This window comes from Streptomyces sp. NPDC057445 (assembly GCF_042802855.1).
GTDB lineage: Bacteria > Actinomycetota > Actinomycetes > Streptomycetales > Streptomycetaceae > Streptomyces.
Genome location: NZ_JBHVDH010000026.1, coordinates 12,797 through 34,169 on the forward strand (window position 1 = coordinate 12,797; position 21,373 = coordinate 34,169).

At 70.4% G+C, this 21,373-nt stretch carries 22 protein-coding genes; 12 read left to right on the forward strand and 10 right to left on the reverse strand.

Features of this window, described 5'->3' with window-relative positions; all coding sequences use genetic code 11:
* Positions 1-448 precede the first annotated feature (448 nt).
* The gene (gene mshA / locus ACFU5O_RS32860) at positions 449-1,792 is read left to right on the forward strand and encodes a D-inositol-3-phosphate glycosyltransferase (protein WP_384245990.1); all 1,344 of its coding nucleotides are present in this window, start codon (positions 449-451) and stop codon (positions 1,790-1,792) included.
* On the forward strand, positions 1,785-2,285 hold the full coding sequence (locus ACFU5O_RS32865) for a YbjN domain-containing protein (RefSeq protein ID WP_384245991.1): 501 nt from the start codon (positions 1,785-1,787) through the stop codon (positions 2,283-2,285). Before mshA ends, ACFU5O_RS32865 begins: the two co-directional genes overlap by 8 nt.
* Positions 2,286-2,367: 82 nt before the next feature.
* On the opposite strand, the gene ACFU5O_RS32870 is transcribed toward ACFU5O_RS32865, so the two are convergent.
* Positions 2,368-3,726 carry an MDR family MFS transporter gene (locus ACFU5O_RS32870; RefSeq protein ID WP_384245992.1) on the reverse strand — a complete coding sequence of 453 codons (1,359 nt, stop codon included), beginning with the start codon at positions 3,724-3,726 and terminating at the stop codon, positions 2,368-2,370.
* Positions 3,727-3,857: 131 nt separating this feature from the next.
* Between ACFU5O_RS32870 and ACFU5O_RS32875 the strand changes: the two genes are divergently transcribed.
* Positions 3,858-4,619, forward strand: coding sequence for a phosphoglyceromutase (locus ACFU5O_RS32875; RefSeq protein WP_384245994.1), 762 nt, complete (start codon positions 3,858-3,860; stop codon positions 4,617-4,619).
* 100 nt (positions 4,620-4,719) lie between these two features.
* Here ACFU5O_RS32875 and ACFU5O_RS32880 read toward each other — a convergent pair whose 3' ends face one another.
* The 5 genes from ACFU5O_RS32880 to phoU all read right to left on the reverse strand — a co-directional run bounded on the left by ACFU5O_RS32880 (position 4,720) and on the right by phoU (position 7,545).
* Complete coding sequence (locus ACFU5O_RS32880) at positions 4,720-5,064, reverse strand: hypothetical protein (protein WP_384245995.1); 345 nt, start codon at positions 5,062-5,064, stop codon at positions 4,720-4,722.
* Positions 5,065-5,146: 82 nt separating this feature from the next.
* Complete coding sequence (locus ACFU5O_RS32885) at positions 5,147-5,755, reverse strand: hypothetical protein (protein WP_384245996.1); 609 nt, start codon at positions 5,753-5,755, stop codon at positions 5,147-5,149.
* 45 nt (positions 5,756-5,800) lie between these two features.
* Entirely contained in the window at positions 5,801-6,283 is a 483-nt protein-coding gene (locus ACFU5O_RS32890) for a hypothetical protein (RefSeq protein WP_384245998.1), read from the reverse strand.
* Between the two features lie 314 nt (positions 6,284-6,597).
* Complete coding sequence (locus tag ACFU5O_RS32895) at positions 6,598-6,759, reverse strand: hypothetical protein (RefSeq protein WP_384245999.1); 162 nt, start codon at positions 6,757-6,759, stop codon at positions 6,598-6,600.
* A gap of 108 nt (positions 6,760-6,867) precedes the next feature.
* Positions 6,868-7,545 (reverse strand): phosphate signaling complex protein PhoU, encoded by a 678-nt coding sequence (gene phoU, locus ACFU5O_RS32900; protein WP_384246001.1) that lies wholly within the window; start codon positions 7,543-7,545, stop codon positions 6,868-6,870.
* A gap of 201 nt (positions 7,546-7,746) precedes the next feature.
* Between phoU and ACFU5O_RS32905 the strand changes: the two genes are divergently transcribed.
* Positions 7,747-9,123 (forward strand): sensor histidine kinase, encoded by a 1,377-nt coding sequence (locus ACFU5O_RS32905; protein WP_384246002.1) that lies wholly within the window; start codon positions 7,747-7,749, stop codon positions 9,121-9,123.
* Positions 9,120-9,800 (forward strand): response regulator transcription factor, encoded by a 681-nt coding sequence (locus ACFU5O_RS32910; protein ID WP_018847140.1) that lies wholly within the window; start codon positions 9,120-9,122, stop codon positions 9,798-9,800. Before ACFU5O_RS32905 ends, ACFU5O_RS32910 begins: the two co-directional genes overlap by 4 nt.
* 124 nt (positions 9,801-9,924) lie before the next feature.
* Here the strand turns inward: ACFU5O_RS32910 and ACFU5O_RS32915 are convergent, their stop codons facing one another.
* On the reverse strand, positions 9,925-10,623 hold the full coding sequence (locus ACFU5O_RS32915) for a DUF461 domain-containing protein (protein WP_384246004.1): 699 nt from the start codon (positions 10,621-10,623) through the stop codon (positions 9,925-9,927).
* A 591-nt stretch (positions 10,624-11,214) separates the two neighbouring features.
* Between ACFU5O_RS32915 and ACFU5O_RS32920 the strand changes: the two genes are divergently transcribed.
* From ACFU5O_RS32920 to ACFU5O_RS32950, 7 genes are all read left to right on the forward strand, one after another.
* Positions 11,215-11,697: a CarD family transcriptional regulator gene (locus ACFU5O_RS32920; RefSeq protein WP_017945956.1), complete on the forward strand. Its 483-nt coding sequence runs from the start codon at positions 11,215-11,217 to the stop codon at positions 11,695-11,697.
* Between the two features lie 404 nt (positions 11,698-12,101).
* On the forward strand, positions 12,102-12,848 hold the full coding sequence (gene ispD / locus ACFU5O_RS32925; RefSeq protein WP_384246005.1) for a 2-C-methyl-D-erythritol 4-phosphate cytidylyltransferase: 747 nt from the start codon (positions 12,102-12,104) through the stop codon (positions 12,846-12,848).
* The gene (ispF, locus tag ACFU5O_RS32930) at positions 12,838-13,344 is read left to right on the forward strand and encodes a 2-C-methyl-D-erythritol 2,4-cyclodiphosphate synthase (protein WP_384246006.1); all 507 of its coding nucleotides are present in this window, start codon (positions 12,838-12,840) and stop codon (positions 13,342-13,344) included. Before ispD ends, ispF begins: the two co-directional genes overlap by 11 nt.
* A 90-nt stretch (positions 13,345-13,434) precedes the next feature.
* The gene (locus tag ACFU5O_RS32935; RefSeq protein ID WP_384246007.1) at positions 13,435-13,842 is read left to right on the forward strand and encodes a PPOX class F420-dependent oxidoreductase; all 408 of its coding nucleotides are present in this window, start codon (positions 13,435-13,437) and stop codon (positions 13,840-13,842) included.
* 98 nt (positions 13,843-13,940) lie between these two features.
* Entirely contained in the window at positions 13,941-15,341 is a 1,401-nt protein-coding gene (gene cysS / locus ACFU5O_RS32940; protein ID WP_384246009.1) for a cysteine--tRNA ligase, read from the forward strand.
* 115 nt (positions 15,342-15,456) lie between these two features.
* Positions 15,457-16,407: a 23S rRNA (guanosine(2251)-2'-O)-methyltransferase RlmB gene (rlmB, locus tag ACFU5O_RS32945; RefSeq protein WP_384246010.1), complete on the forward strand. Its 951-nt coding sequence runs from the start codon at positions 15,457-15,459 to the stop codon at positions 16,405-16,407.
* 267 nt (positions 16,408-16,674) lie between these two features.
* Complete coding sequence (locus ACFU5O_RS32950) at positions 16,675-18,459, forward strand: DoxX family membrane protein (protein ID WP_384246012.1); 1,785 nt, start codon at positions 16,675-16,677, stop codon at positions 18,457-18,459.
* Positions 18,460-18,664: 205 nt separating this feature from the next.
* Here ACFU5O_RS32950 and ACFU5O_RS32955 read toward each other — a convergent pair whose 3' ends face one another.
* The 3 genes from ACFU5O_RS32955 to ACFU5O_RS32965 form a co-directional block, all read right to left on the reverse strand.
* Entirely contained in the window at positions 18,665-19,381 is a 717-nt protein-coding gene (locus ACFU5O_RS32955) for an NDP-sugar synthase (RefSeq protein ID WP_384246013.1), read from the reverse strand.
* 58 nt (positions 19,382-19,439) lie between these two features.
* Complete coding sequence (locus ACFU5O_RS32960) at positions 19,440-19,862, reverse strand: hypothetical protein (RefSeq protein ID WP_384246014.1); 423 nt, start codon at positions 19,860-19,862, stop codon at positions 19,440-19,442.
* Between the two features lie 274 nt (positions 19,863-20,136).
* Positions 20,137-21,273 (reverse strand): ABC transporter ATP-binding protein, encoded by a 1,137-nt coding sequence (locus tag ACFU5O_RS32965; RefSeq protein ID WP_384246016.1) that lies wholly within the window; start codon positions 21,271-21,273, stop codon positions 20,137-20,139.
* Positions 21,274-21,373 lie beyond the last annotated feature (100 nt).

Genomic DNA, 21,373 nt, shown 5'->3' on the forward strand with positions numbered 1-21,373 from the left:
AGAGGCGTCTGAGGCGTCTGAGGCGTCTGAGGCGTCTGAGGCGTCTGAGGCGTCTGAGGCGTCTGAGGCGTCTGAGGCGTCTGAGGCGTCTGAGGCGTCTGAGGCTCCCGCGTCTCCCCGGCGACCCCGGTTCCCGAGGCGTCCGCGTCGTCCGCGGCTCGCTCGGCGTCCGCGTCGCCCACGGCTCCCGCAGTGTCCCCCGGCTCCCCCGGCTCCCTCGGCGTCCGAGGCTCCAGCGTCGTCCCCGGCCCCCCGCGCGAAGCGGCGCAGCCGCCCGCACGCGCCCGCAGTCGCCCGCCGCCCCGGGCGCTCTCGGCAATGATTCGGCAAAGGGGAAATGAAAGGGATGGTTCCGCTGTTGAGGGCCCTGAAGGGCTCCCAGGCCCCTCAGAGTCATGCCCGAGCTCCGATCACCGTCCCCGAGTCCCCACCGGAGAGGACCGACCACGTGAGCCAGTACGTGTCCCGGCTCGCCGGCACCCTGGCGGCGCCGCCCAGGCTGCGGCTCCCCGGCCAGCCGCGCAAGCCGCGCCGCATAGCCATGCTCAGCGTGCACACCTCCCCCCTGCACCAGCCGGGTACGGGTGACGCGGGCGGCATGAACGTCTACATCGTGGAGCTCGCCAGGCGGCTCGCCGCCATCAACATCGAGGTGGAGATCTTCACCCGGGCGACCACGGGAGGCATGGCGCCGGTCGTCGAGCTCGCTCCCGGCGTACTGGTCCGCCATGTGGACGCCGGCCCCTACGAGGGGCTGGCCAAGGAAGAGCTGCCGGCACAGCTGTGCGCCTTCACCCACGGTGTGATGCAGGCCTGGGCCGGTCACCGGCCCGGCCACTACGACCTGGTCCACTCGCACTACTGGCTCTCCGGCCACGTGGGCTGGCTGGCCGCCGAGCGGTGGCGCGTCCCGCTCGTCCACGCCATGCACACCATGGCCAAGGTCAAGAACGCCGCGCTCGCGGAGGGCGACACCCCCGAGCCCGCGGCCCGTGTCATCGGCGAGACCCAGATCGTCGCCGCCGCCGACCGGCTGATCGCCAACACGGCCGAGGAGGTCGGCGAGCTGGTCCGCCACTACGACTCCGACCCCGCCAAGGTCGCCGTCGTTCACCCCGGCGTGAATCTGGAGCGCTTCCGGGTCGCCGACGGACGGGCCGCGGCCCGCGCCCGGCTCGGCCTGCCCCAGGACGCCGTGATCCCCCTCTTCGCGGGCCGCATCCAGCCGCTGAAGGCTCCCGACGTACTGCTGCGCGCCGTTGCGCTGCTGCTGGCGCAGGACCCGTCGCTGCGGCACCGCATGGTCGTGCCGATCGTCGGCGGCCCCAGCGGCACCGGCCTCGCCAGGCCGGAGGGCCTGCAGAAGCTGGCGGCCCGGCTCGGCATCGCCGATGTCGTACGGTTCCGGCCGCCGGTCACCCAGAACAGGCTCGCGGACTGGTTCCGGGCCGCGTCCGTGCTGGTCATGCCCTCCCACAGCGAGTCCTTCGGGCTGGTCGCCATCGAGGCCCAGGCGGCGGGCACCCCGGTCGTCGCGGCCTCCGTCGGCGGCCTTCCGGTGGCGGTACGGGACGGGAGGACCGGCTTCCTGGTGGCGGGACACGATCCCGCCGACTACGCCCGCGCGCTGCGCCGTTTCGTCGACGACCCGGAGCTGACGGACCGCATGGGCGCGGCGGCGGCTCGGCACGCCCGCGGCTTCGGCTGGGACGCGGCGGCCGGGGCGACGGCGGACGTGTACTCCGCGGCGATGCATGAGCACCGCCGTCACGTACGCTCCCACCATGGCTGACGCACAGGAGATCCTCGGGGCCGTCGAGGCGTACCTGAAGGACGCCGAGCTGGAGTGGGAGAGCCCCGCGCCGGGCTCGTACGTCGTCAAACTTCCCGGTACCCGCAAGCTGTCGACGACCTGCTCGCTGATCGTCGGCAAGCACTCCCTGTCCGTCAACGCCTTCGTCATCCGGCATCCGGACGAGAACGAGGCGGGCGTGCACCGCTGGCTGCTGGAGCGCAATCTCCGCCTGTACGGGCTGAGTTACGCCGTCGACCCGCTCGGCGACATCTATCTGGTCGGGCGGCTGCCGCTCACGGTCGTCACACCGGAGGAACTGGACCGCCTACTGGGAACGGTCCTGGAGGCGGCGGACGGTGCCTTCAACTCCCTGCTGGAGCTGGGCTTCGCGAGCGCCATCCGCAAGGAGTACGCCTGGCGGGTGTCGCGTGGCGAGTCCACGCGGAACCTGGACGCGTTCACGCATCTGACCCGCCGCCCGGCGCAGTAGCGGCGCTCCCGACCGCTGAGGCAAGCACTCCCCAGTTGCCCGCGCGGACCGGAACCCGCCGAGGAGCGTCTCCGGACATCGCCTAGGCGTCCGCCTTCTCCGGAGCCCCGGCCTGGGCGGGGAGGCCGGACGCGGCGCCGGGCCGGTCCTCGACCTGGAGCTCGACCTCGACCTGGGGCTCGACCTCGACCTTGACCTGGGGCTCGGGCCCGGCCCCAGCCTGAACGTCGGTCTCGGGCTCCGGCACCGCGCGCATCAGCAGCCAGTACCCGGCTGCCGCCACCGTGCCGATCGCCGCGCAAGAGCCCCACAGCCACTCGGCACCGAAGCGGTCGATGGCATGACCCGCCATCAGCGGTGCGATGAGCGCCGCGACCGACCACGACATCGTGTAGACGCCCTGGTAGCGACCGCGTCCGTGCACCGGGGAGAGACGGACCACCAGGCCCATCTGGGTGGGCGAGTTGATGATCTCGGCGAGCGTCCAGACGCACACGGTCAGTGCGTAGGCGCCGATCGAACCGGCGAAGGCCGTCAGCCCGAAGCCGTATCCCGCGAGCAGCCCGGAGAGCACCAGCAGCCGTTGCGGGTCGCGGTGCTCGATGAACCGGGTGACCGGGATCTGCAGGGCCACGATCAGTACGCCGTTGACCGCGATGACGAGCCCGTAGTCGGAGGGCGACCAGCCGCTCAGGCCCATCGCCACCGGCAGGCCCACCGACCCCTGCATGAACACCAGCGAGATGAGGAAGGACAGCCCGACGACGCCCATGTACCGGCCGTCCCGCAGCACGGTCCCGAGGCGGGTCTCCGGCTCGCCCTCGCGGCCGGACGCGTCGCTCCGGTCCGGCCGGGATTCGGGCAGCTTGACGAAGACGATCAGCGCGCAGGCCAGGGTCAGCGAGGCCTCGCCGAGGAAGCCTGCGAGATAGCTGTACTCGGCGATGAGGCCGGCCCCCGCGGCCGAGATCGCGAAGCCGAGGTTGATCGCCCAGTAGTTGAGCGAGAAGGCCCGCACCCGGTCCTCGGGCCGGATGATGTCCGCCATCATCGCCTGCACCGCGGGACGGGACGCGTCGCTGGTCATGCCGACCAGGCAGGCGACGGCGGCGATCGCCACCGGGTGCTCCATGAAGCCCAGCAGCGCCACGGAGAAGGCGGTCGAGGTCTGGGCGACCAGCAGCGTGGGCCGTCGGCCCAGCCGGTCGGCCATCACCCCCGCGCCGAGCGACGAGATGACGCCGCCGAGTCCGTGCAGTGCGGCGACGAGTCCGGCGTACGAGGCCGAATAGCCCCGCTCCAGGGTGAGATAGAGGGCCATGAACGTCGCGACGAACGCGCCGAGACGGTTGACCAGGGTGCTGGTCCACAGCCACCAGAACTCCCGGGGCAGTCCCGAGACGCTCTCCTTCGCGGCCCGTCTGAGAGCGGCTGTGGACATACGGGCATCCCCCGGACTTGTAAGTGGTGCTGCGGCGATCCGCAAGTTACAAGGGGGCGGTCCGGAGCGCCAGCGAATTGACGGCGGACGTCAATCGTCGGGCGTGACGGGGGTGGATTAGGCTCAGGACCATGGCCGACGCGACGTACAAGCTGATCCTCCTCCGCCATGGCGAGAGCGAGTGGAACGCGAAGAACCTGTTCACCGGCTGGGTGGACGTCAACCTCACCGAGAAGGGCGAGAAGGAGGCAGTCCGCGGCGGTGAGCTGCTCAAGGACGCCGGCCTGCTCCCCGACATCCTGCACACCTCGCTCCAGAGGCGCGCCATCCGCACCGCCCAGCTCGCGCTGGAGGCCGCGGACCGGCTCTGGATCCCCGTGCACCGCTCGTGGCGCCTGAACGAGCGCCACTACGGCGCGCTCCAGGGCAAGGACAAGGCACAGACCCTCGCCGAGTTCGGCGAGGAGCAGTTCATGCTGTGGCGCCGCTCGTACGACACCCCGCCGCCGCCGCTCCCCGACGACAGCGAGTTCTCGCAGGCGCACGACCCCCGCTACGCGACGATCCCGCCGGAGCTGCGCCCGCGCACCGAGTGCCTGAAGGACGTCGTCGTCCGCATGCTCCCGTACTGGTACGACGCGATCGTCCCGGACCTCCTGACGGGCCGCACGGTCCTGGTCGCCGCCCACGGCAACAGCCTGCGCGCGCTGGTCAAGCACCTCGACGGCGTCTCCGACGCCGACATCGCGGGCCTCAACATCCCGACCGGCATCCCGCTCTTCTACGAACTCGACGCCGACTTCAAGCCGGTGAAGCCGGGCGGCACCTACCTCGACCCGGAGGCCGCGGCGGCGGCCATCGAGGCGGTCAAGAACCAGGGCAAGAAGAAGTAACCCGACCCCAACAAGCCCCCTGCTTGCGGGTTCTCCGCGGGCAGGGGGCTTGTCGTCGTGGGCCGTGCGAGCCGTGGGTCTCCACAGCGGTCCGGGCGGATCAGGACCCGGTGTCCGAGCCGCGCCGGCGGCGGGAGAGGACCGTCCCCAGTACCACCGCGAACAGCGTGACCAGAGCGGCCGACACCGCGAGGACGGTCGGGTCCAGGACGTCGGCCCCGCCGGGACCGGTGGGGACCGCCCCGGCGACGCCGGTGCTGTGCGGGAAAGTGATCCGGGCCTTGTACGTCTCCTCCAGAAGGCCGCTCTTCAGCTGGAGCGAAACGTCCCAGGGGCCGTCGTCCACGTCGTCGGTCACCAGGATCTTCACCGGCTCGGACTGGCCCGGAGCCAGGCTCGTTCCGAGCTGAATCCCGTACGGGCCCGCGCTGAGGCTTTCGGACACCTGCTTCATCTTCATGGAGCCGGTGAGATCCAGGGCGCGACCACCGGTGTTGTGCACCTGTGCCTTGACGACGGCACGCCCCTCACCGTCGCGCGGCCGTCATCGTGTCCACCGTGAACTTCGGCTGCGGTGGATTGTGGCCGCCCACCGACAGGTAGATGCGGATACCGGTGCGGTTGACCAGGGAGATGCCGCTGCCCGTGTCGCGACCGCTGACCTGGGCCCACACGACTCCGTAACGCTCGCCCGGAGCGGCGTCCTTCGGCACGGCGATGGTCACGGTGGTGCGGGCGGCGGAGCGGGCGGGAATGTCCAGGCCGCGCCGGCTGAGCTTGATCCAGCTCGTGAGTTCGTTCGCGGTGCTGCCGGCCGCGCCGACGAAAGCGCCGCGGATGATCTCGGCGGCACCGGAATAGACCGTGACGTGCAAGGGGGAGTCCGAGGCGTTCGAGACCTCGATGCGCCGGCTCACGGTGACGCCGGGCTGAAGATTGTCGATGACGTACTGCCTCGCCCGCGGGTCGTCAACCAGATCGACGGGTACGTCGACGAGCCGTACGCCGACGCTGCCCGCATCCGGGGGAGCGGGCCGGTGTGCCGGGTCGGACACCCGGGAAGCGGGGGAGGCGGGGCCGGTGGCCACGACAATTACCGCGGCCACCAGCACTGTGAGGGAAACGAACCTGCGCACAGGACCTCTATTGATTTCTTTTCTGCGGTTTTCCTTTTACGGCTGTCAGGCGACGGAATGCGTGATCGTCGAACTGTACGTACCGGCCAGGGCGTTCGCGGGAATGGTCAGGGAGATCGTCGGGTTCCAGGTGGCCGAGTTGATGCCGGACACGGCGGTGGCCGTCTGCACGGGCCCCGGCGGGTACAGCGGGTCCAGGCTGCTCGGGGTCACCGTGGCGGTGCCGCTGACCGACGCGGCCGGGGTGGTGTAGCTGCTGGTGCCGGCATTGGAGACGGAGATGTTCTGCGGCCCGGTGAAGTCCACCGCGTTGGCCGAGGCCGTCCAGCCGGTGGTACCGCCCCGGCCGTCCGTCACCGTGACGTTGCCGAGCTGGCTGCTGACGTTCTGCGGGCTGCTGCTGACGGCGACGGTGCCGAGGTTCACGGGCCCCGTCGGGACCGCGATGTTGAGCGTGCCGGTGGTGACCTGGACCGTCACCGGTGTGTCCGCCGCGGAGGCCGGCACCGGGAATGCCAGAACGGCCACTGCCGCTCCGGCAATCAGGGGGCTGATGGCAATACTTTTTTCATCGTCACGACCTCGTTCGGTGACAAAGCGGAATTTGGGCAGCGCGACAGAGGCGATTGCCGTTTGCAGAATTACGTACAGTGAGGTCGAAAAGGTGGCCGACTGATGCGAATGACGTGCGAGTTCACCCGGACGGCGAGCACGGAGGAGCTCCCGGCCCCCAAGAGTCGGGGAAAGCCCTGGCCTTGAACGCGCGAAGGGCCCCACCCGTCCCCGGGTGGGGCCCTTCGGTCATGCGTGGATACAGATGTACCGGTGTGCCGCCGTGCGCGTCAGCCGCAGCAGCCGCCGCACTGGCACGGTCCGCCCGACTGGCAGCCGCAGCCGCAGCCCGAGCCGCAGCCGCAGGCGGCGAGGAGCGGCAGCCGGCGGGGCGGGGGCACTGCTTCGACGGACACGATCTGCTGGGCGTCGGTCGTGGGGGATTCGGCCATGGGTCCTCCTCGAAGGCGTGCGTGTGTCGCCTTTCCCCATTGCATGCCCACTCCACCCGGCGCATCAACGGCGCACAGTTGTGCCCCGGCTGCCCGTGAGCGTGACGGCTACGCGCCCTCGACCGTCGTATCCGGCTGCAGCTCGTCCGCGTGCTCGCCCGTGACGAGGTAGACGACCCGCTTGGCGACGGAGACCGCGTGGTCGGCGAAGCGCTCGTAGTAGCGGCCGAGCAGGGTGACGTCGACCGCCGTCTCGATGCCGTGCTTCCAGCGGTCGTCGATCAGGTGCGTGAACAGCGTGCGGTGCAGCAGGTCCATCTCGTCGTCGTCGTTCTCCAGCTGGAGGGCCAGGTCGACGTCCTTGGTGATGATGACCTCCGCCGCCTTCGCCATCAGGCGCTGCGCGAGCTGCCCCATCTCCAGGATGGTCGCGTGCAGATCCTGCGGAACCGCGGTGTCCGGGAAGCGCAGCCGGGCCAGCTTGGCCACGTGCTGGGCCAGGTCGCCGGAGCGCTCCAGGTCCGCGCTCATACGCAGGGAGGTCACCACGATCCGCAGATCCGTCGCAACCGGCTGCTGGCGGGCGAGCAGGGCTATCGCCCGGGCCTCCAGGTCGTGCTGCAGATCGTCGACCTTCTGATCAGCAGCGATCACGCTCTCGGCGAGCTTCAGATCCGCGTCGAGCATGGCCGTCGTGGCGCGCCCGATCGCCGACCCGACCAGCCTCGCCATCTCGACGAGGCCCTCGCCGATCGAGTCAAGTTCCTCGTGGTACGCGTCCCGCATGGGAAGTCCCTCTCTTGATGCGAACGGGGGTCCGGGTGGGGCCCTGAGACCCCCACGGTGCCACGTTCAGCCGCGGACGCGTCCGGATCCTCCCCCTCAAGTGAACCGCCACTATCCCCTCGGTGAACTCTGGGCGACGAGTGTTCGAGGTGGAGCTCGGATGGCTGGGAGACAGTCCGGCGACCCGCATAACCTGGATGCATGGACGTGAACGCGGCAGTCGCCGCATTGGCTGCGATCGCCGGGGTGTGCACCGGCGTGATCGCCATGCTGGCGTTCCGCTGGAGCGAGCGCGACCAGGCAAGGCCCACCCGAACCTCCCTGCACACGGACGCCGTGCTTCCGCCCGGCGTCGACACCGTGCTGTCCGTGCTCCGCTCCTCCGCGGTCGTCCTCGACGAGAGCGACTCCGTGGTCAAGGCCAGCTCCGCCGCGTATGCGCTGGGCCTGGTCAGGGGCGGCAAGCTCGCGGTGGAGCCCATGCTGCACATGGCCCGTGACACGCGTCGCGACGGCGAGATACGACAGGTCGAGCTCGACCTGCCCCGCCGTGGCACCGGCCGCGGCGAAGCGCTCGCCGTCTCGGCCCGGGTCGCGCCGCTCGGCTCCCGCCTCGTGCTGCTCCTGGTCGAGGACCTCACTGAAGCCCGCCGCATCGAAGCGGTACGACGCGACTTCGTGGCCAATGTCAGCCATGAGCTCAAGACCCCCGTCGGTGCGCTCTCGCTGCTCTCCGAGGCGGTCATGGACGCCTCTGACGACCCCGAGGCGGTCACCCGCTTCGCCGGCCGTATGCAGATCGAGGCGACCCGCCTCACCAACCTCGTACAGGAACTGATCGATCTCTCGCGGGTGCAGAACGACGACCCGCTGGAGGACGCAGAGCCCGTACGGGTGGACGAACTGGTCGCCGAGGCCATCGACCGCTCCCGGCACACCGCGTCCACCAAGCAGATCACCATGGCCGCAGGCGGCACCGCCGACCTGCACGTCTGGGGCAACCGCGGCCAGCTGGCCGCCGCCCTCGGCAATCTCGTCGAGAACGCCGTCAACTACTCCCCGGCCCGTACCCGCGTCGGCATAGCCGCACGCCGCGTACCCGCACCCGGCGGGGACGCCATCGAGATCGCCGTCACCGACCAGGGCATCGGTATCTCGGAGAAGGACCGCGAGCGCGTCTTCGAGCGCTTCTACCGTGTCGACCCCGCCCGCTCCAGGGCGACGGGAGGCACGGGCCTCGGTCTGGCCATCGTCAAGCACGTGGCCGCCTCGCACGGCGGGGAGGTCTCGGTGTGGAGCACCGAGGGACAGGGCTCCACCTTCACCCTGCGCTTGCCGGAGGCAGGCTCCGTCAGGGACCGTACGCGCGTACAGGTCATCGACGACACGGACGGCCCCGACGGACCGTACGACTCAGATCCCGCTCCCGATTCCGATCCCGCTCCGGGTCAGGATTCCGTTCCCGCTCACGACCACCGTCGTGGCCGCGGGGCCGGTTCCGGCCCCGAATCCCACCCCGGTCCGGATCCCCGGACCGCCACACGCGAACCACTGCCTGCCCCGGAGGTCCTTCCGTGACCCGAGTGCTTGTCGTCGAGGACGAGGAATCCTTCAGCGACGCTCTTTCCTACATGCTCCGTAAGGAGGGCTTCGAGGTCGCTGTCGCGACCACCGGGCCCGAGGGGCTCGACGAGTTCGAACGCAACGGCGCCGACCTCGTCCTCCTCGATCTGATGCTGCCGGGTCTGCCCGGCACCGAGGTCTGCCGCCAGCTGCGCGGCCGGTCCAACGTCCCGGTCATCATGGTGACCGCGAAGGACAGCGAGATCGACAAGGTCGTCGGCCTGGAGATAGGAGCCGACGACTACGTGACGAAGCCGTTCTCCTCGCGGGAGCTCGTCGCCCGCATCCGAGCGGTCCTCCGCCGCCGTGGCGAGCCGGAGGAGGTCACTCCCGCCGCCCTGGAGGCCGGTCCGGTCCGTATGGACGTCGACCGGCACGTCGTCACCGTCTCCGGCGGCAAGGTCGACCTGCCGCTCAAGGAGTTCGACCTCCTGGAGATGCTGCTGCGCAACGCGGGCCGTGTGCTGACCCGTATGCAGCTGATCGACCGCGTCTGGGGCGCGGACTACGTGGGCGACACCAAGACCCTCGACGTCCACGTCAAGCGCCTGCGCGCCAAGATCGAGCCGGATCCGGGTGCCCCGCGCTACCTGGTCACGGTCCGTGGCCTGGGTTACAAGTTCGAGCCGTAGACCGGCCCTCGGCCGCACGGGAGCGCCTCCTGTTGAAGGCCGCAAACGGCGGCGCCCCACCGGATCCGAACCGGTGGGGCGCCGCCGTATGTACGTACAGCCGCTCACGGCAGCGGCGGAGGCGTCAGTGCCCCGCGTCCTGGGAGCCCTCGGTGGACTCGGACGACGTCGCGCCCTCCTCGAGCCCGGCATCCCCTTCGCTCTCGCCCTCGCCGCCGTGCTGGCCCTCGGCCGGGGTGGACGCACCGGCGCTCGGGCTGCCCGACGGGGAGGCGGACGCCGGGGCCGACGGCTCGGCCGGCTTCGGCGCGCCGCTCGGGCCGAAGTCCTTGTAGTAGTTGTCCGCCGGTACCACGAACGAGCTGACCTGGACGTCGCCGGTCTCGCTGAAGCGGAGGACGACCGGCTGGACGTCGCCCGGCTTCGCGATCTTCTGGCCGTTCTCGATGACCGCGGACGCGTTGCCCTTGCCGCCGAGGATGACGTACCCGCCCGCCGGCACGGTGACCTGGCCGCTGCCGCCCGCCGGCGAGAGCTTCACCGTCGCGTCGGTGCCCGGCAGCGTGATGGACTCGAGCGTCTGCTGCTTCTTGCCGTTGTTGAACACCGTCGCCGAGACGGCAGCCGGCCCCTCGGCGTTCTGCTCGGGCTGCGTGACCACCGTCGCGTTCTGGATCTTGATGGCGCCGACCGAGGTGGCGGCGTTGTCCGGCTTGACCTCGAGTGTCTGCGCGTCCATGCCTGCGGCGCAGGCGGTGAGCGAGGCGATCGAGATCACGAGGGCACTGGCGGCGATGGCGCCGCGTCGAAGGCTGCGGCTCACGGCGGCGGCAACTCCTTGGACGTACGGACGGGCTGACGGTCTACGGGTTGTGCGGGCCTTGCAGGGCTTGCAGCGGGCTTAGGTTACCGAGCCGTGGTCGGCCTCCCGCACCCGACCCGCCCCTGCCGGGGTCCCGCTCCCCGCCACACAGTTGCCGGGTCCGGCCCGAGTGCCGCCTCCGCGGGATTTCGCCTTCCGTTCACATAACCCGGTGATCAATTCCGCAGGCCATCACACATTCCTTACGGAAAACCGCCGTGGACCCCCTTGTTGATCAATTCGGGATTCCTTCCCGCGATCCCGCCGTGCGGGTGACCGAGACTCGAACGGAGTACGGGAAGTACACTGCTGTGAACCCGGCAAATCGGGACGTTCGTCCGCTTGGGCAGGGGTCGTGGTGCGTGTAACGTGCGGGTTTCTCTGTGCCCGTGCAGCGGCTCCGACCTGCGAATACCCCCTTCCGGAAGTCGGCCGCAGCACGTTCGGGTTGCTGTTGTCAAGCCCCGAGATATGCCCTGACCTGCGAAAACGCCATTCAGAAGAAGCCGTTCTCGTGTTACCCTGGATAGCCACGGAAGGGGTACCTGTCACATGACGTTCAAGGTTGGCGACACCGTGGTCTATCCCCATCACGGGGCCGCGCTGATCGAGGCCATCGAAACTCGCCAGATCAAAGGCGTGGACAAGACCTACTTGGTGCTCAAGGTCGCCCAGGGCGACTTGACGGTTCGTGTGCCGGCGGACAATGCAGATCTCGTTGGCGTGCGCGATGTGGTCGGTCAGGACGGGCTGGACCGGGTCTTCGATGTACTGCGTGCGCCGTACGCCGAGGAGCCGACGAACTGGTCCCGTCGCTACAAGGCAAATCTCGAGAAGCTCGCCTCCGGCGATGTCATCAAGGTCGCCGAAGTAGTGCGTGACCTGTGGCGCCGCGAGCGCGAGCGCGGTCTCTCCGCAGGTGAGAAGCGCATGCTCGCCAAGGCACGCCAGATCCTGGTGAGCGAGCTGGCCCTCGCGGAGAACACCAACGAGGACAAGGCCGAGGCTCTGCTCGACGAGGTCCTCGCGTCCTGACGCCAGGCGTCGGCGCTCTCCCGCGCCAAGCGTCCACGGTGCAGAACTGAATGCCGCGGTGCCCGCTGACCAGCTGAAGAGTTGCGTCGCCGGGCGCTGCGGCATGTTCGCAAGATCAATTACCCGACGTTCGATCCCCGACGTTCCCCGTCTGTCCCCGACGACCCCCCGTCCGTCCACGGCCTCCCTGGCGTGCCGGGCCCGGGCAGCTGGCTCAACCAGTTGTCACGGAAAGGGTCCGGTCAAGGCGTCGCGCCCGGCACTCCCCCAACCTTCGGTCGGGGGTACCCCCAGGCCATACCCATGCCGGCCGAGGACACAAACCTGGTCAGGGCCAATTCGGTCCTGGCCATGCCAATTCGGGGGCTGTTTCTGGGGCCGCTACGACCTCCGGAGTGGAACCGATGTCAGACCAATCGCGCACCGGCCGCACCGCCGTGGTGATCCCCGCGGCAGGCCGGGGCGTTCGGCTCGGCCCGGGTGCCCCCAAGGCGCTCCGCGCGCTGAACGGCACCCCCATGCTGATCCACGCGGTACGGGCCATGGCGGCCTCCCGCGCCGTCTCCCTCGTCGTCGTGGTCGCCCCGCCCGACGGCGCCCCCGAGGTCAAGAACCTGCTCGACGAACACGCCCTGCCCGAGCGCACCGACTATCTGGTCGTCCCCGGCGGCGACACCCGTCAGGAGTCCGTGCGCGCCGGCCTCGAGGCACTGCCCGAAACCATCGCCACCGTCCTCGTGCACGACGCGGCCCGCCCGCTCGTCCCCGTCGACACCGTCGACGCGGTGATCGAGGCCGTACGGGACGGGGCACCCGCCGTCGTCCCCGCCCTGCCGCTCGCCGACACCGTCAAACAGGTCGAACCACGTGGGAAGGGCGAGCCCGAACCCGTCGTCGCCACCCCCGAGCGCGCCACACTGCGCGCCGTGCAGACCCCCCAGGGCTTCGACCGCGACACGCTCGTACGCGCCCATGAGACGGTCGCCGTCAGCGGCGACGGCGCCACCGACGACGCCGGGATGGTCGAGCGGCTGGGCGAGCCCGTCGTGGTCGTACCCGGCCACGAAGAGGCGTTCAAGGTGACCCGCCCGCTCGACCTCGTGCTCGCAGAGGCCGTACTCGCCCGCAGGAGGGCCAACGATGGCTTCTGAACCGTCCGGCCACCGGCCGCCGATGCCCCTCGTCGGCATCGGCACCGACGTCCACGCCTTCGAAGAGGGCCGCGAACTGTGGTGCGCGGGCCTGCTGTGGCCCGACGAGGACCACGGCCTCGCCGGCCACTCCGACGGCGATGTCGCCGCCCACGCCGCCTGTGACGCGCTCTTCTCCGCCGCCGGGCTCGGCGACCTCGGCGCCCACTTCGGCACCGGCCGCCCCGAGTGGTCCGGAGCCTCCGGCGCCACCCTCCTCGCAGAGGCCGCCCGTATCGTCCGCTCCGAAGGCTTCGAGATCGGCAACATCGCCGTCCAGGTCATCGGCGTACGGCCGAAGGTCGGCAAGCGCCGCGACGAGGCCCAGAAGGCGCTCGGCGCCGCGGCGGGCGCGCCGGTCTCCGTGTCCGGCACGACCACCGACGGTCTCGGGCTGACCGGCAGGGCCGAAGGACTGGCAGCGATCGCCACAGCGCTCGTCTTCCGCGCGTCCTGACCGCGAACGGGCGCCCGTGTGGGGTAGACGCGGATGTGACGCAAGCGAATCACCGCGCAACGCGTGCACCGAGTTCAGGAGGACCGCACCGTGACCGCCGCACTCAGCGACAAGCTCAAGGAACTGCTCGACAGCCCCGTCTTCGTCAACCTCGCCACCATCCAGCCCGACGGGAGCCCTCAGGTGTCTCCCGTCTGGGCGAAGCGTGACGGCGAGGACGTACTGATCTCCACCACCGTGGGGCGGCGGAAGGAGAAGAACCTCCGGCGCGACCCGCGGGCGACCGTCCTCGTACAGCCCTTCGACGAGCCGTACACGTACGGCGAGATCCGCGGCACGGCCACCGTCACCACCGAAGGTGGCCAGCAGCTGATCGACGAGCTGTCGATGAAGTACACCGGCAAGAGGTACGCCGAGTTCAATCCCGAGTCGGGCAAGGACGCACCGCGCGTCGTCGTCCGGATCACCCCGCGCAAGGTCGTCGGCGCGCTCGCCTGACCCGGACCGGCCAGGGACCGCGCCACGCCGGTCACAATCCAGTCCCCGCGCCCCCAAGGGGCGCGGGGCACGGCCACCGGGCCACTACTCTTGAGTGCGTGACTATTCGGCTGTACGACACCGGCGCCCGGCAGATCCGTGACTTCGTCCCGCTCGCGCCGGGCTGTGTCTCGATCTACCTGTGTGGCGCGACCGTGCAGTCCGCCCCGCACATCGGGCACATCAGGTCCGGACTCAACTTCGACATCATGCGCCGCTGGTTCGAGTACCGCGGCTACGACGTCACGTTCATCCGCAACGTGACCGACATCGACGACAAGATCATCGCCAAGGCCGAACTCCAGGGGCGCCCCTGGTGGTCGATCGGATACGAGAACGAGCGCGCGTTCAACGCGGGTTACGACGCGCTCGGCTGCCTGCCGCCCACGTACGAGCCCCGGGCCACCGGCCACATCACCGAGATGGTGGAGATGATGCGCGGGCTCATCGAACGCGGCCACGCCTACGAGGCCGACGGCAACGTCTACTTCGACGTACGCTCCCTGCCCGGCTATCTGGAACTGTCCAACCAGGCCCTCGACGATCTGCGCCAGCCGTCCGGCGAGGGCGAGACCGGCAAGCGCGACCCCCGGGACTTCGCCATGTGGAAGGCGGCGAAGCCCGGCGAGCCCTCGTGGGAAACCCCCTGGGGACGGGGGCGCCCCGGCTGGCACCTCGAGTGCTCCGCCATGGCGCACAAGTACCTGGGCTCCGCCTTCGACATCCACGGCGGCGGCATCGACCTGATCTTCCCCCACCACGAGAACGAGATCGCCCAGGCCAAGGCCTTCGGCGACGACTTCGCCTCGTACTGGGTGCACAACGCCTGGGTGACCATGAGCGGCGAGAAGATGTCGAAGTCGCTCGGCAACTCGGTCCTCGTCTCCGAGATGGTCAAGCAGTGGCGGCCCATCGTGCTGCGCTACTACCTGGGCACCCCGCACTACCGGTCGATGATCGAGTACAGCGAGGAGGCCCTGCGCGAGGCGGAGTCGGCGTTCGCGCGCATCGAGGGCTTCGTCCAGCGAGTCGTCGAGAAGGCGGGGGGCGTCGTCGAGCCCGCCGCCGAGGTGCCGCCGGCCTTCGCCGAAGCCATGGACGACGACCTGGGGGTGCCGCAGGCGCTCGCCATCGTCCACACCACGGTCCGGCAGGGGAATTCGGCACTCGCCGCCGACGACAAGGAAGCAGCCGTCGAACGGCTCGCCGAGGTGCGGGCCATGCTCGGCGTGCTCGGCCTGGACCCGCTGGATCCGCACTGGGCGGGCGAGGCCGACCGCGGCGAGGACCTCCACGGAGTCGTCGACACCCTCGTACGGCTCGTACTGCAGCAGCGCGAGTCCGCCCGTGCCCGCAAGGACTGGGGCACGGCCGACGCCATCCGCGACCAGCTCAACCAGTCCGGGCTCGACATCGAGGACAGCCCCGACGGCCCACGCTGGACGCTCGGACCGCGCTGACCAGCGAAAGTGTGCCGCCCGGGGCTCCGGGCGGCACACTTTGTTACGTACACACGGGTTACGTACACACGCATTAGCCATTCGAAGACTCGAAAGATTCAGGAAACAGGTAGTCATGGCCGGGAACAGCCAGCGCAGGAACCGCCGCACGTCCAACAAGAAGGGCGCGACGGTCGGAAGCGGTGGCAAGCGACGCCGCGGCCTCGAGGGCAAGGGCCCCACGCCGCCCGCATCCGCCCGCAAGGGCCATACGAAGAACCGCATCGCCAACGCCAAGGCCAAGCAGGCCCAGCGGCGGCCGGTCGCCCGCCGCGGCGGCAAGGGCACGTCCGAGATGGTCGTCGGCCGTAACCCCGTCTTCGAGGCACTGCGCGACGGCGTGCCCGCGACCACGCTGTACATCCAGCAGTTCATCGACAACGACGAGCGGGTGCGCGAGGCCATCCAGCTCGCCACCGAGCGCGGCAACATCAACCTGATGGAGGCACCCCGCGCCGAGCTGGACCGGATGACGAACGGCCTGAACCACCAGGGCCTCGTCCTGCAGGTCCCGCCGTACGAGTACGCCCACCCCGAGGACCTCGCGGCCGCCGCGTTCGACGACGGCGAGGACCCCCTCATCGTCGCCCTCGACGGCGTCACCGACCCCCGCAACCTCGGCGCGGTCGTCCGCTCCGTCGCGGCCTTCGGCGGCCACGGCGTCGTCGTGCCCGAGCGGCGCGCCGCCGGCATGACCGCCGGCGCCTGGAAGACCTCCGCGGGCACCGCCGCACGCACCCCGGTCGCCCGCGCCACCAACCTGACCCGCGCCCTGGAGGCCTACCAGAAGGCCGGCATCACGGTCGTCGGTCTCGCGGCGGACGGCGAGACCGAGGTCGGCGAGCTCGACGCCCTGCACGGCCCGGTCGTCATCGTCGTCGGCAGCGAGGGCAAGGGCCTGTCCCGCCTGGTCGGCGAAACCTGCGACTTCCGGGTGCGTATCCCGATGCCCGGCGGGGCGGAGTCCCTGAACGCGGGTGTCGCGGCGGGAGTGGTGCTGTACGAGGCTGCGCGGCGCAGAGGCTGATCCGGATCCGGACGGCATCGCGGGGTATCGGGGCCTCGGGGGCCCTGGTGCCCCGGGTCCCGTCCCGCCGGAATCCTGACCCGGGTCCCTGAGCGGAGGCGGACGGCCGCTGCGTCCTCCGGGCGCCAACTCCCGTGATTCCAGCGGCTACTGGCGTCCCATGGTCGAACGCCGGTTCCCCCGTCGGGGGGAACGGGACGATCTTGACGGGTCTCGGACATTTCAGGGCCGTCAAGGCAGTGTCCTAAGCACAAGTCACTCGGTTAGATGAGTGTGGACACCAGAACTCCCCGGGCCGGGTTCGACGAGCAGCCCTCCCTGAGCATGGCCAAGGTGAACTGCGATCCCGCGCAGGTCATCGTGAACCACGCCAGCTTCCGGGTGAAGCTCGGCCCGAGCCAGCCCACGCGAGGCGTGGCGGAGACCGCCAGGATCCCCGCCGGCCGTGGTGCCGGCGCGGCGGCGCGCCGCCGCGCGCCCGTGGTGTGGAGCGGGAGGTCCGCTCCCGGCGATCCCGGGGCGACCGGTCTGCTGCAGGCGGTACGCAGCTCCGGGGCTGTCACGCATACCGGCGCCCACACCGGCGGCGGCTTCGACGGGGCCGGTTTCGAGGGAGCCGGTTTCGAGCGTCCCGGTTTCGACGGGGCCGGTTTCGAGCGTCCCGGCTTCGACGGAACGGACTTCGACGGGTCGGGCTTCGAGCGTCCGGGCATCGGGGGCCCCGGCTTCGAAGGGACGGGCTTCGAAGGGACGGGCTTCGAGCGGCCCGGCTTCGAACAGCCAGGCTTCGAGGGCGGCGCCACGCAGGTCATTCCCCGCGTCGGCCGGTCATCCGACCCCGACACCGTACGCACGCCCGTCGTCGGACGACCGGGCGGCCCGCTGCTCCCGCCCATGCGGCAGGCGGAGGGGGCCTACGACGCTTACGAGCCGTACGGTCAAGAGGCCGACGAGGAGCCCGACTTCGGGTACGAGCCCCGCCGGCGCGGCCCCGCGGCCGACCCGGGTGTGCGACACGCCTACTACCCGGGGCGTCGCATGAACCTCGGCGTCGTACTCCTCCCGCTCCGCGTCTTCCTCGGCCTCATCTCCATCTACGCCGGCATGGGCAAGCTCTGCGACCCCGTGTACTTCGACGGCGGCGAACGCGGCTCCATGGTCAAGTGGCTGAACTCGCTCGACCCCTGGACGCTGGCCGGGCCGCTGCGCGACTTCGCGCTGTCGCACCCCGTGGGCGCCGGACTCACCGTCGCGTTCCTGCAGGTCGTCGTCGGCGTCCTCACCGTCCTCGGCCTCTGGCAGCGGGTCGCGGCCGTCGTCGGGGCGCTGCTCTCCGCCGCGCTGATCATGACCGTCAGCTGGCGGACCGCTCCGGCCTACGACGCACCGGACATCATCAACCTCGCCGCCTGGTCCCCCCTGATCATCGCCGGCGCCCCCGTGTACTCCGTCGACGGGCGCCTCGCGGGCGAGGCCTGGCGCAGGCTCGGCCCGCGCACGGAACTGCGGGAGCTGCGACGCCGCGTGCTGCGGCGGGGCGGGGTGCTCGCCGCGGTGGTCGTGGGCCTGACCCTGCTCGTCGGCTCGATCCTCGGCGGAGCGGTGCGCTCCACGGAGCTGGTCACCGTGCCCGGCCCCAACGTCGATCCCACCAACCATCTCCCCGGCTCCCCGCTGCCCCAGGAATCGGGCGAGCGCAGCCCGAGCAGGGAGGCGAAGCACCGGCCCGAACCCGCCAGGAGCGAGACGAGCAGCCCCGCCGCGGAGAAGGCCGAACCGTCCGAGACGGCCGGCGAGACCGGCAGCGTCGGCCAGGCGGGCAGCCCCAGCCAGTCCCAGGGCACGGGAAGCCGGCAGCCGCCGGCCCGGTCGCAGCCGGCCGAGCAGGCCCCGTCCAGCAGCTCGGGGCCTGCGACGGGCGGCGGTGCCACAGGCGGCAACGGCTCGGGAGGCGGCGGCACGGGCGGCGGATCCGGCGACGGCGGATCCGGGGGCAACGGCGGGGGCTCCGGCGGAGGCAACCGCAACCCGATCGGCGGTCTCCTGGGCTGAGAGGCCCCCCGCACGACCGAGGGGCGGTCACCGAGTCGATACGACTGCGGTGACCGCCCCTCAGGCGTGGTCCGGGCCCGCGCGACCGGATGCGGGCCGGGGTGGTGCAGCTCGACGCGTCCTGCAGGCGGTCGGACAGGTCAGGCGGTCGGACGGTCAAGCGGTCAAGCGGTCCAGCGGGCGGACGGTCAAGCGGGCGGACGGGTCAGGAGTCGTGCGCCGAGAGTTCCTTCGCCGCCTCCGTCAGGTCCTTCGCCGTGTCGATGGCGCGCCAGTAGGCCCCCTGCGGCAACGGGAACCCCGCCAGTGCGCGCTCACGGGCCAGCCGGGGGAACGTCGTGCGCTCGTGGTCGCCACGCTCCGGCAGCAGACTCGTGAACGCCGCGGAGAAGACGTACACACCCGCGTTGATGAGATACGGCGACGGCGGCGACTCGATGAAGTCCAGCACATGCCCGAACTCGTCGGTCTCCACGGCCCCCCACGGAATACGGGGACGGGCCAGGGCAAGCGTCGCGGTGGCATCCCGTTCCGCGTGGAACTCGGCCATCTCACGCAACGAGAAACGCGTCCAGATGTCGCCGTTCGTGGCGTACCACGGCTCATCCGGGTGCGGGAGGCTCTTCGCGGCGTACTTGAGGCCGCCGCCCCGGCCCAGGGGCTCCTCCTCGACGACCGTCGTCACACGCAGCGGCAGCACGGCACCGTCCAGCCACTCCTGCAGCACCTCGGCGAGATGCCCGCAGGAAACCACGGCGTCGGTCACGCCCTCGGCAGCGAGCCAGGCAAGCTGATGGCCGATGATCGGGGTCCCGGTTCCCGGGATCTCGACCATCGGCTTGGGGCGGTCGTCGGTGTACGGGCGCAGTCGCGAGCCCTGGCCCCCTGCCAGGACGACGGCCTGCGTCGGATACGTATGCATAGGAGCACGATAAGCGGCAGCCCCCTTCAGGCGGCTCCCAGGAGCCGCCTCGTTGCCGTCAGCGGCCCTGTGCCTGCTGGTAGACGCCGGCGGCGAACGAGGTGTCGCAGACGGGCCGTGAGAACGACTGCGCGCGCGTGGGACCGTAGTGCGCCACCGCGGCACGGCCGAGAGCCTTCGCGATCGTCATGCAGTGCCTGGCGAGCGACGGGCGCTCCTCGACCTCGCGCTGGAGGTGGGTGAGGGCCGTGCCCGGGTCCTTCTCCTGCAGCTCGGCGAGCAGCTTGTCGCGCAGAACCTCGTGCGGAGCATGGGACTTGGCGCGGACCGATACATTCTCCGAGGACGCGGTGAGCATCCGCGACTCGGTGTTGCGCCCTGCCCACGGGACGCTGGTGACCGCGAGAGTTCCGGAAAGCACCAGGACGACGGGCAGGACGAGGGCGAGAGTGCGGCCGATACGGCGGGCTGTGTGGGTCACGCAGGCGAGCGTAGCGGCCAGTAGTGATTTGGCGACATTTAGTCACTCGCGCGAGCGATGGTTCGAGAGGTTCTTTCGAATCGGGTGTTGACGGCTGGGGTGAATTGCCCGTTCTGCCGGGGTATTTGTCGACACACGCGAAACGGCCCCCTCGCCGGAGCAAGGGCGCCGCCCACGTATCCCGGTCCCGTCCCGTCGCGTCAGCCGCGCGGGCCGCGGTCCGGTCCGGTCGTGTCGGTCGCGTCGGTCGCGTGCGCCGCAGCAACCCGCCGCGTCAGTCGCTCAGGCGCTCGCCCGTCGACGTCGAGAAGACATGCGTCTCGCCCGGCCGCGGAACGACGTGAAGCTCGGCGCCCTTCTCCGGCACGGAACGGCCGTTCACCCGGACCACCAGGTCCTTCTTCTCCCCGCCGACCTCGGCGGTGCCGTACACATAACCGTCCGCGCCGAGCTCCTCGACCACGTTCACGGTCACGGCCAGACCGGCCGGCGCGTCCACCGCCTGCTTCGACAACGACTGCGCCGCGGCGCCGTTCAGCTCCACCACCTCGAAGTGCTCCGGCCGGACGCCGACGGTCACGGTCCGGTCGCCCCTGTCCGCGGCGGCGGCCAGCGCCTCGCGCGAGACCGGCACGACACTGTTGCCGAACTTCACACCGCCGTCGGTGATCGGCACCTCGACCAGGTTCATGGCCGGGGAACCGATGAAGCCCGCGACGAACAGGTTCGCCGGACGGTCGTACATGTTCCGGGGCGAGTCGATCTGCTGCAGCAGACCGTCCTTCAGCACGGCGACCCGGTCGCCCATCGTCATGGCCTCGACCTGGTCGTGCGTGACGTACACCGTGGTGATGCCGAGACGGCGCTGCAGCGACGCGATCTGCGTACGCGTCGAGACACGGAGCTTCGCGTCGAGGTTCGACAGCGGCTCGTCCATGAGGAACACCTGCGGCTCACGCACGATGGCCCGCCCCATCGCCACACGCTGGCGCTGGCCACCGGACAGCGCCTTCGGCTTGCGGTCCAGGTACTCGGTCAGGTCGAGGATCTTCGCCGCTTCCTCGACCTTCTGCCGGATGACGGCCTTGTTGACCCCGGCGATCTTGAGCGCGAAGCCCATGTTGTCGGCCACGGTCATGTGCGGGTAGAGCGCGTAGTTCTGGAACACCATGGCGATGTCCCGGTCCTTCGGCGGGAGGTGGGTGACGTCGCGGTCACCGATGCGGATGGATCCGCCGTTCACGTCCTCGAGACCCGCGAGCATGCGCAGGGAGGTGGACTTGCCGCAGCCGGAGGGGCCGACCAGAACGAGGAACTCGCCGTCCTCGATCTCGATCTCGAGCCCGTCGACGGCGGGCTTGGTGGAGCCCGGGTAGATCCGGGTTGCCTTGTCGAAAGTGACAGTGGCCATGGGTGATGAGTCCCTTCACCGGCAGGAACGTGCCGGACGATCCGAGTAAAGGAAGGATGGGTCTAGTCCACCGGAGTGAACTTCAGGTGACGCTACCTGG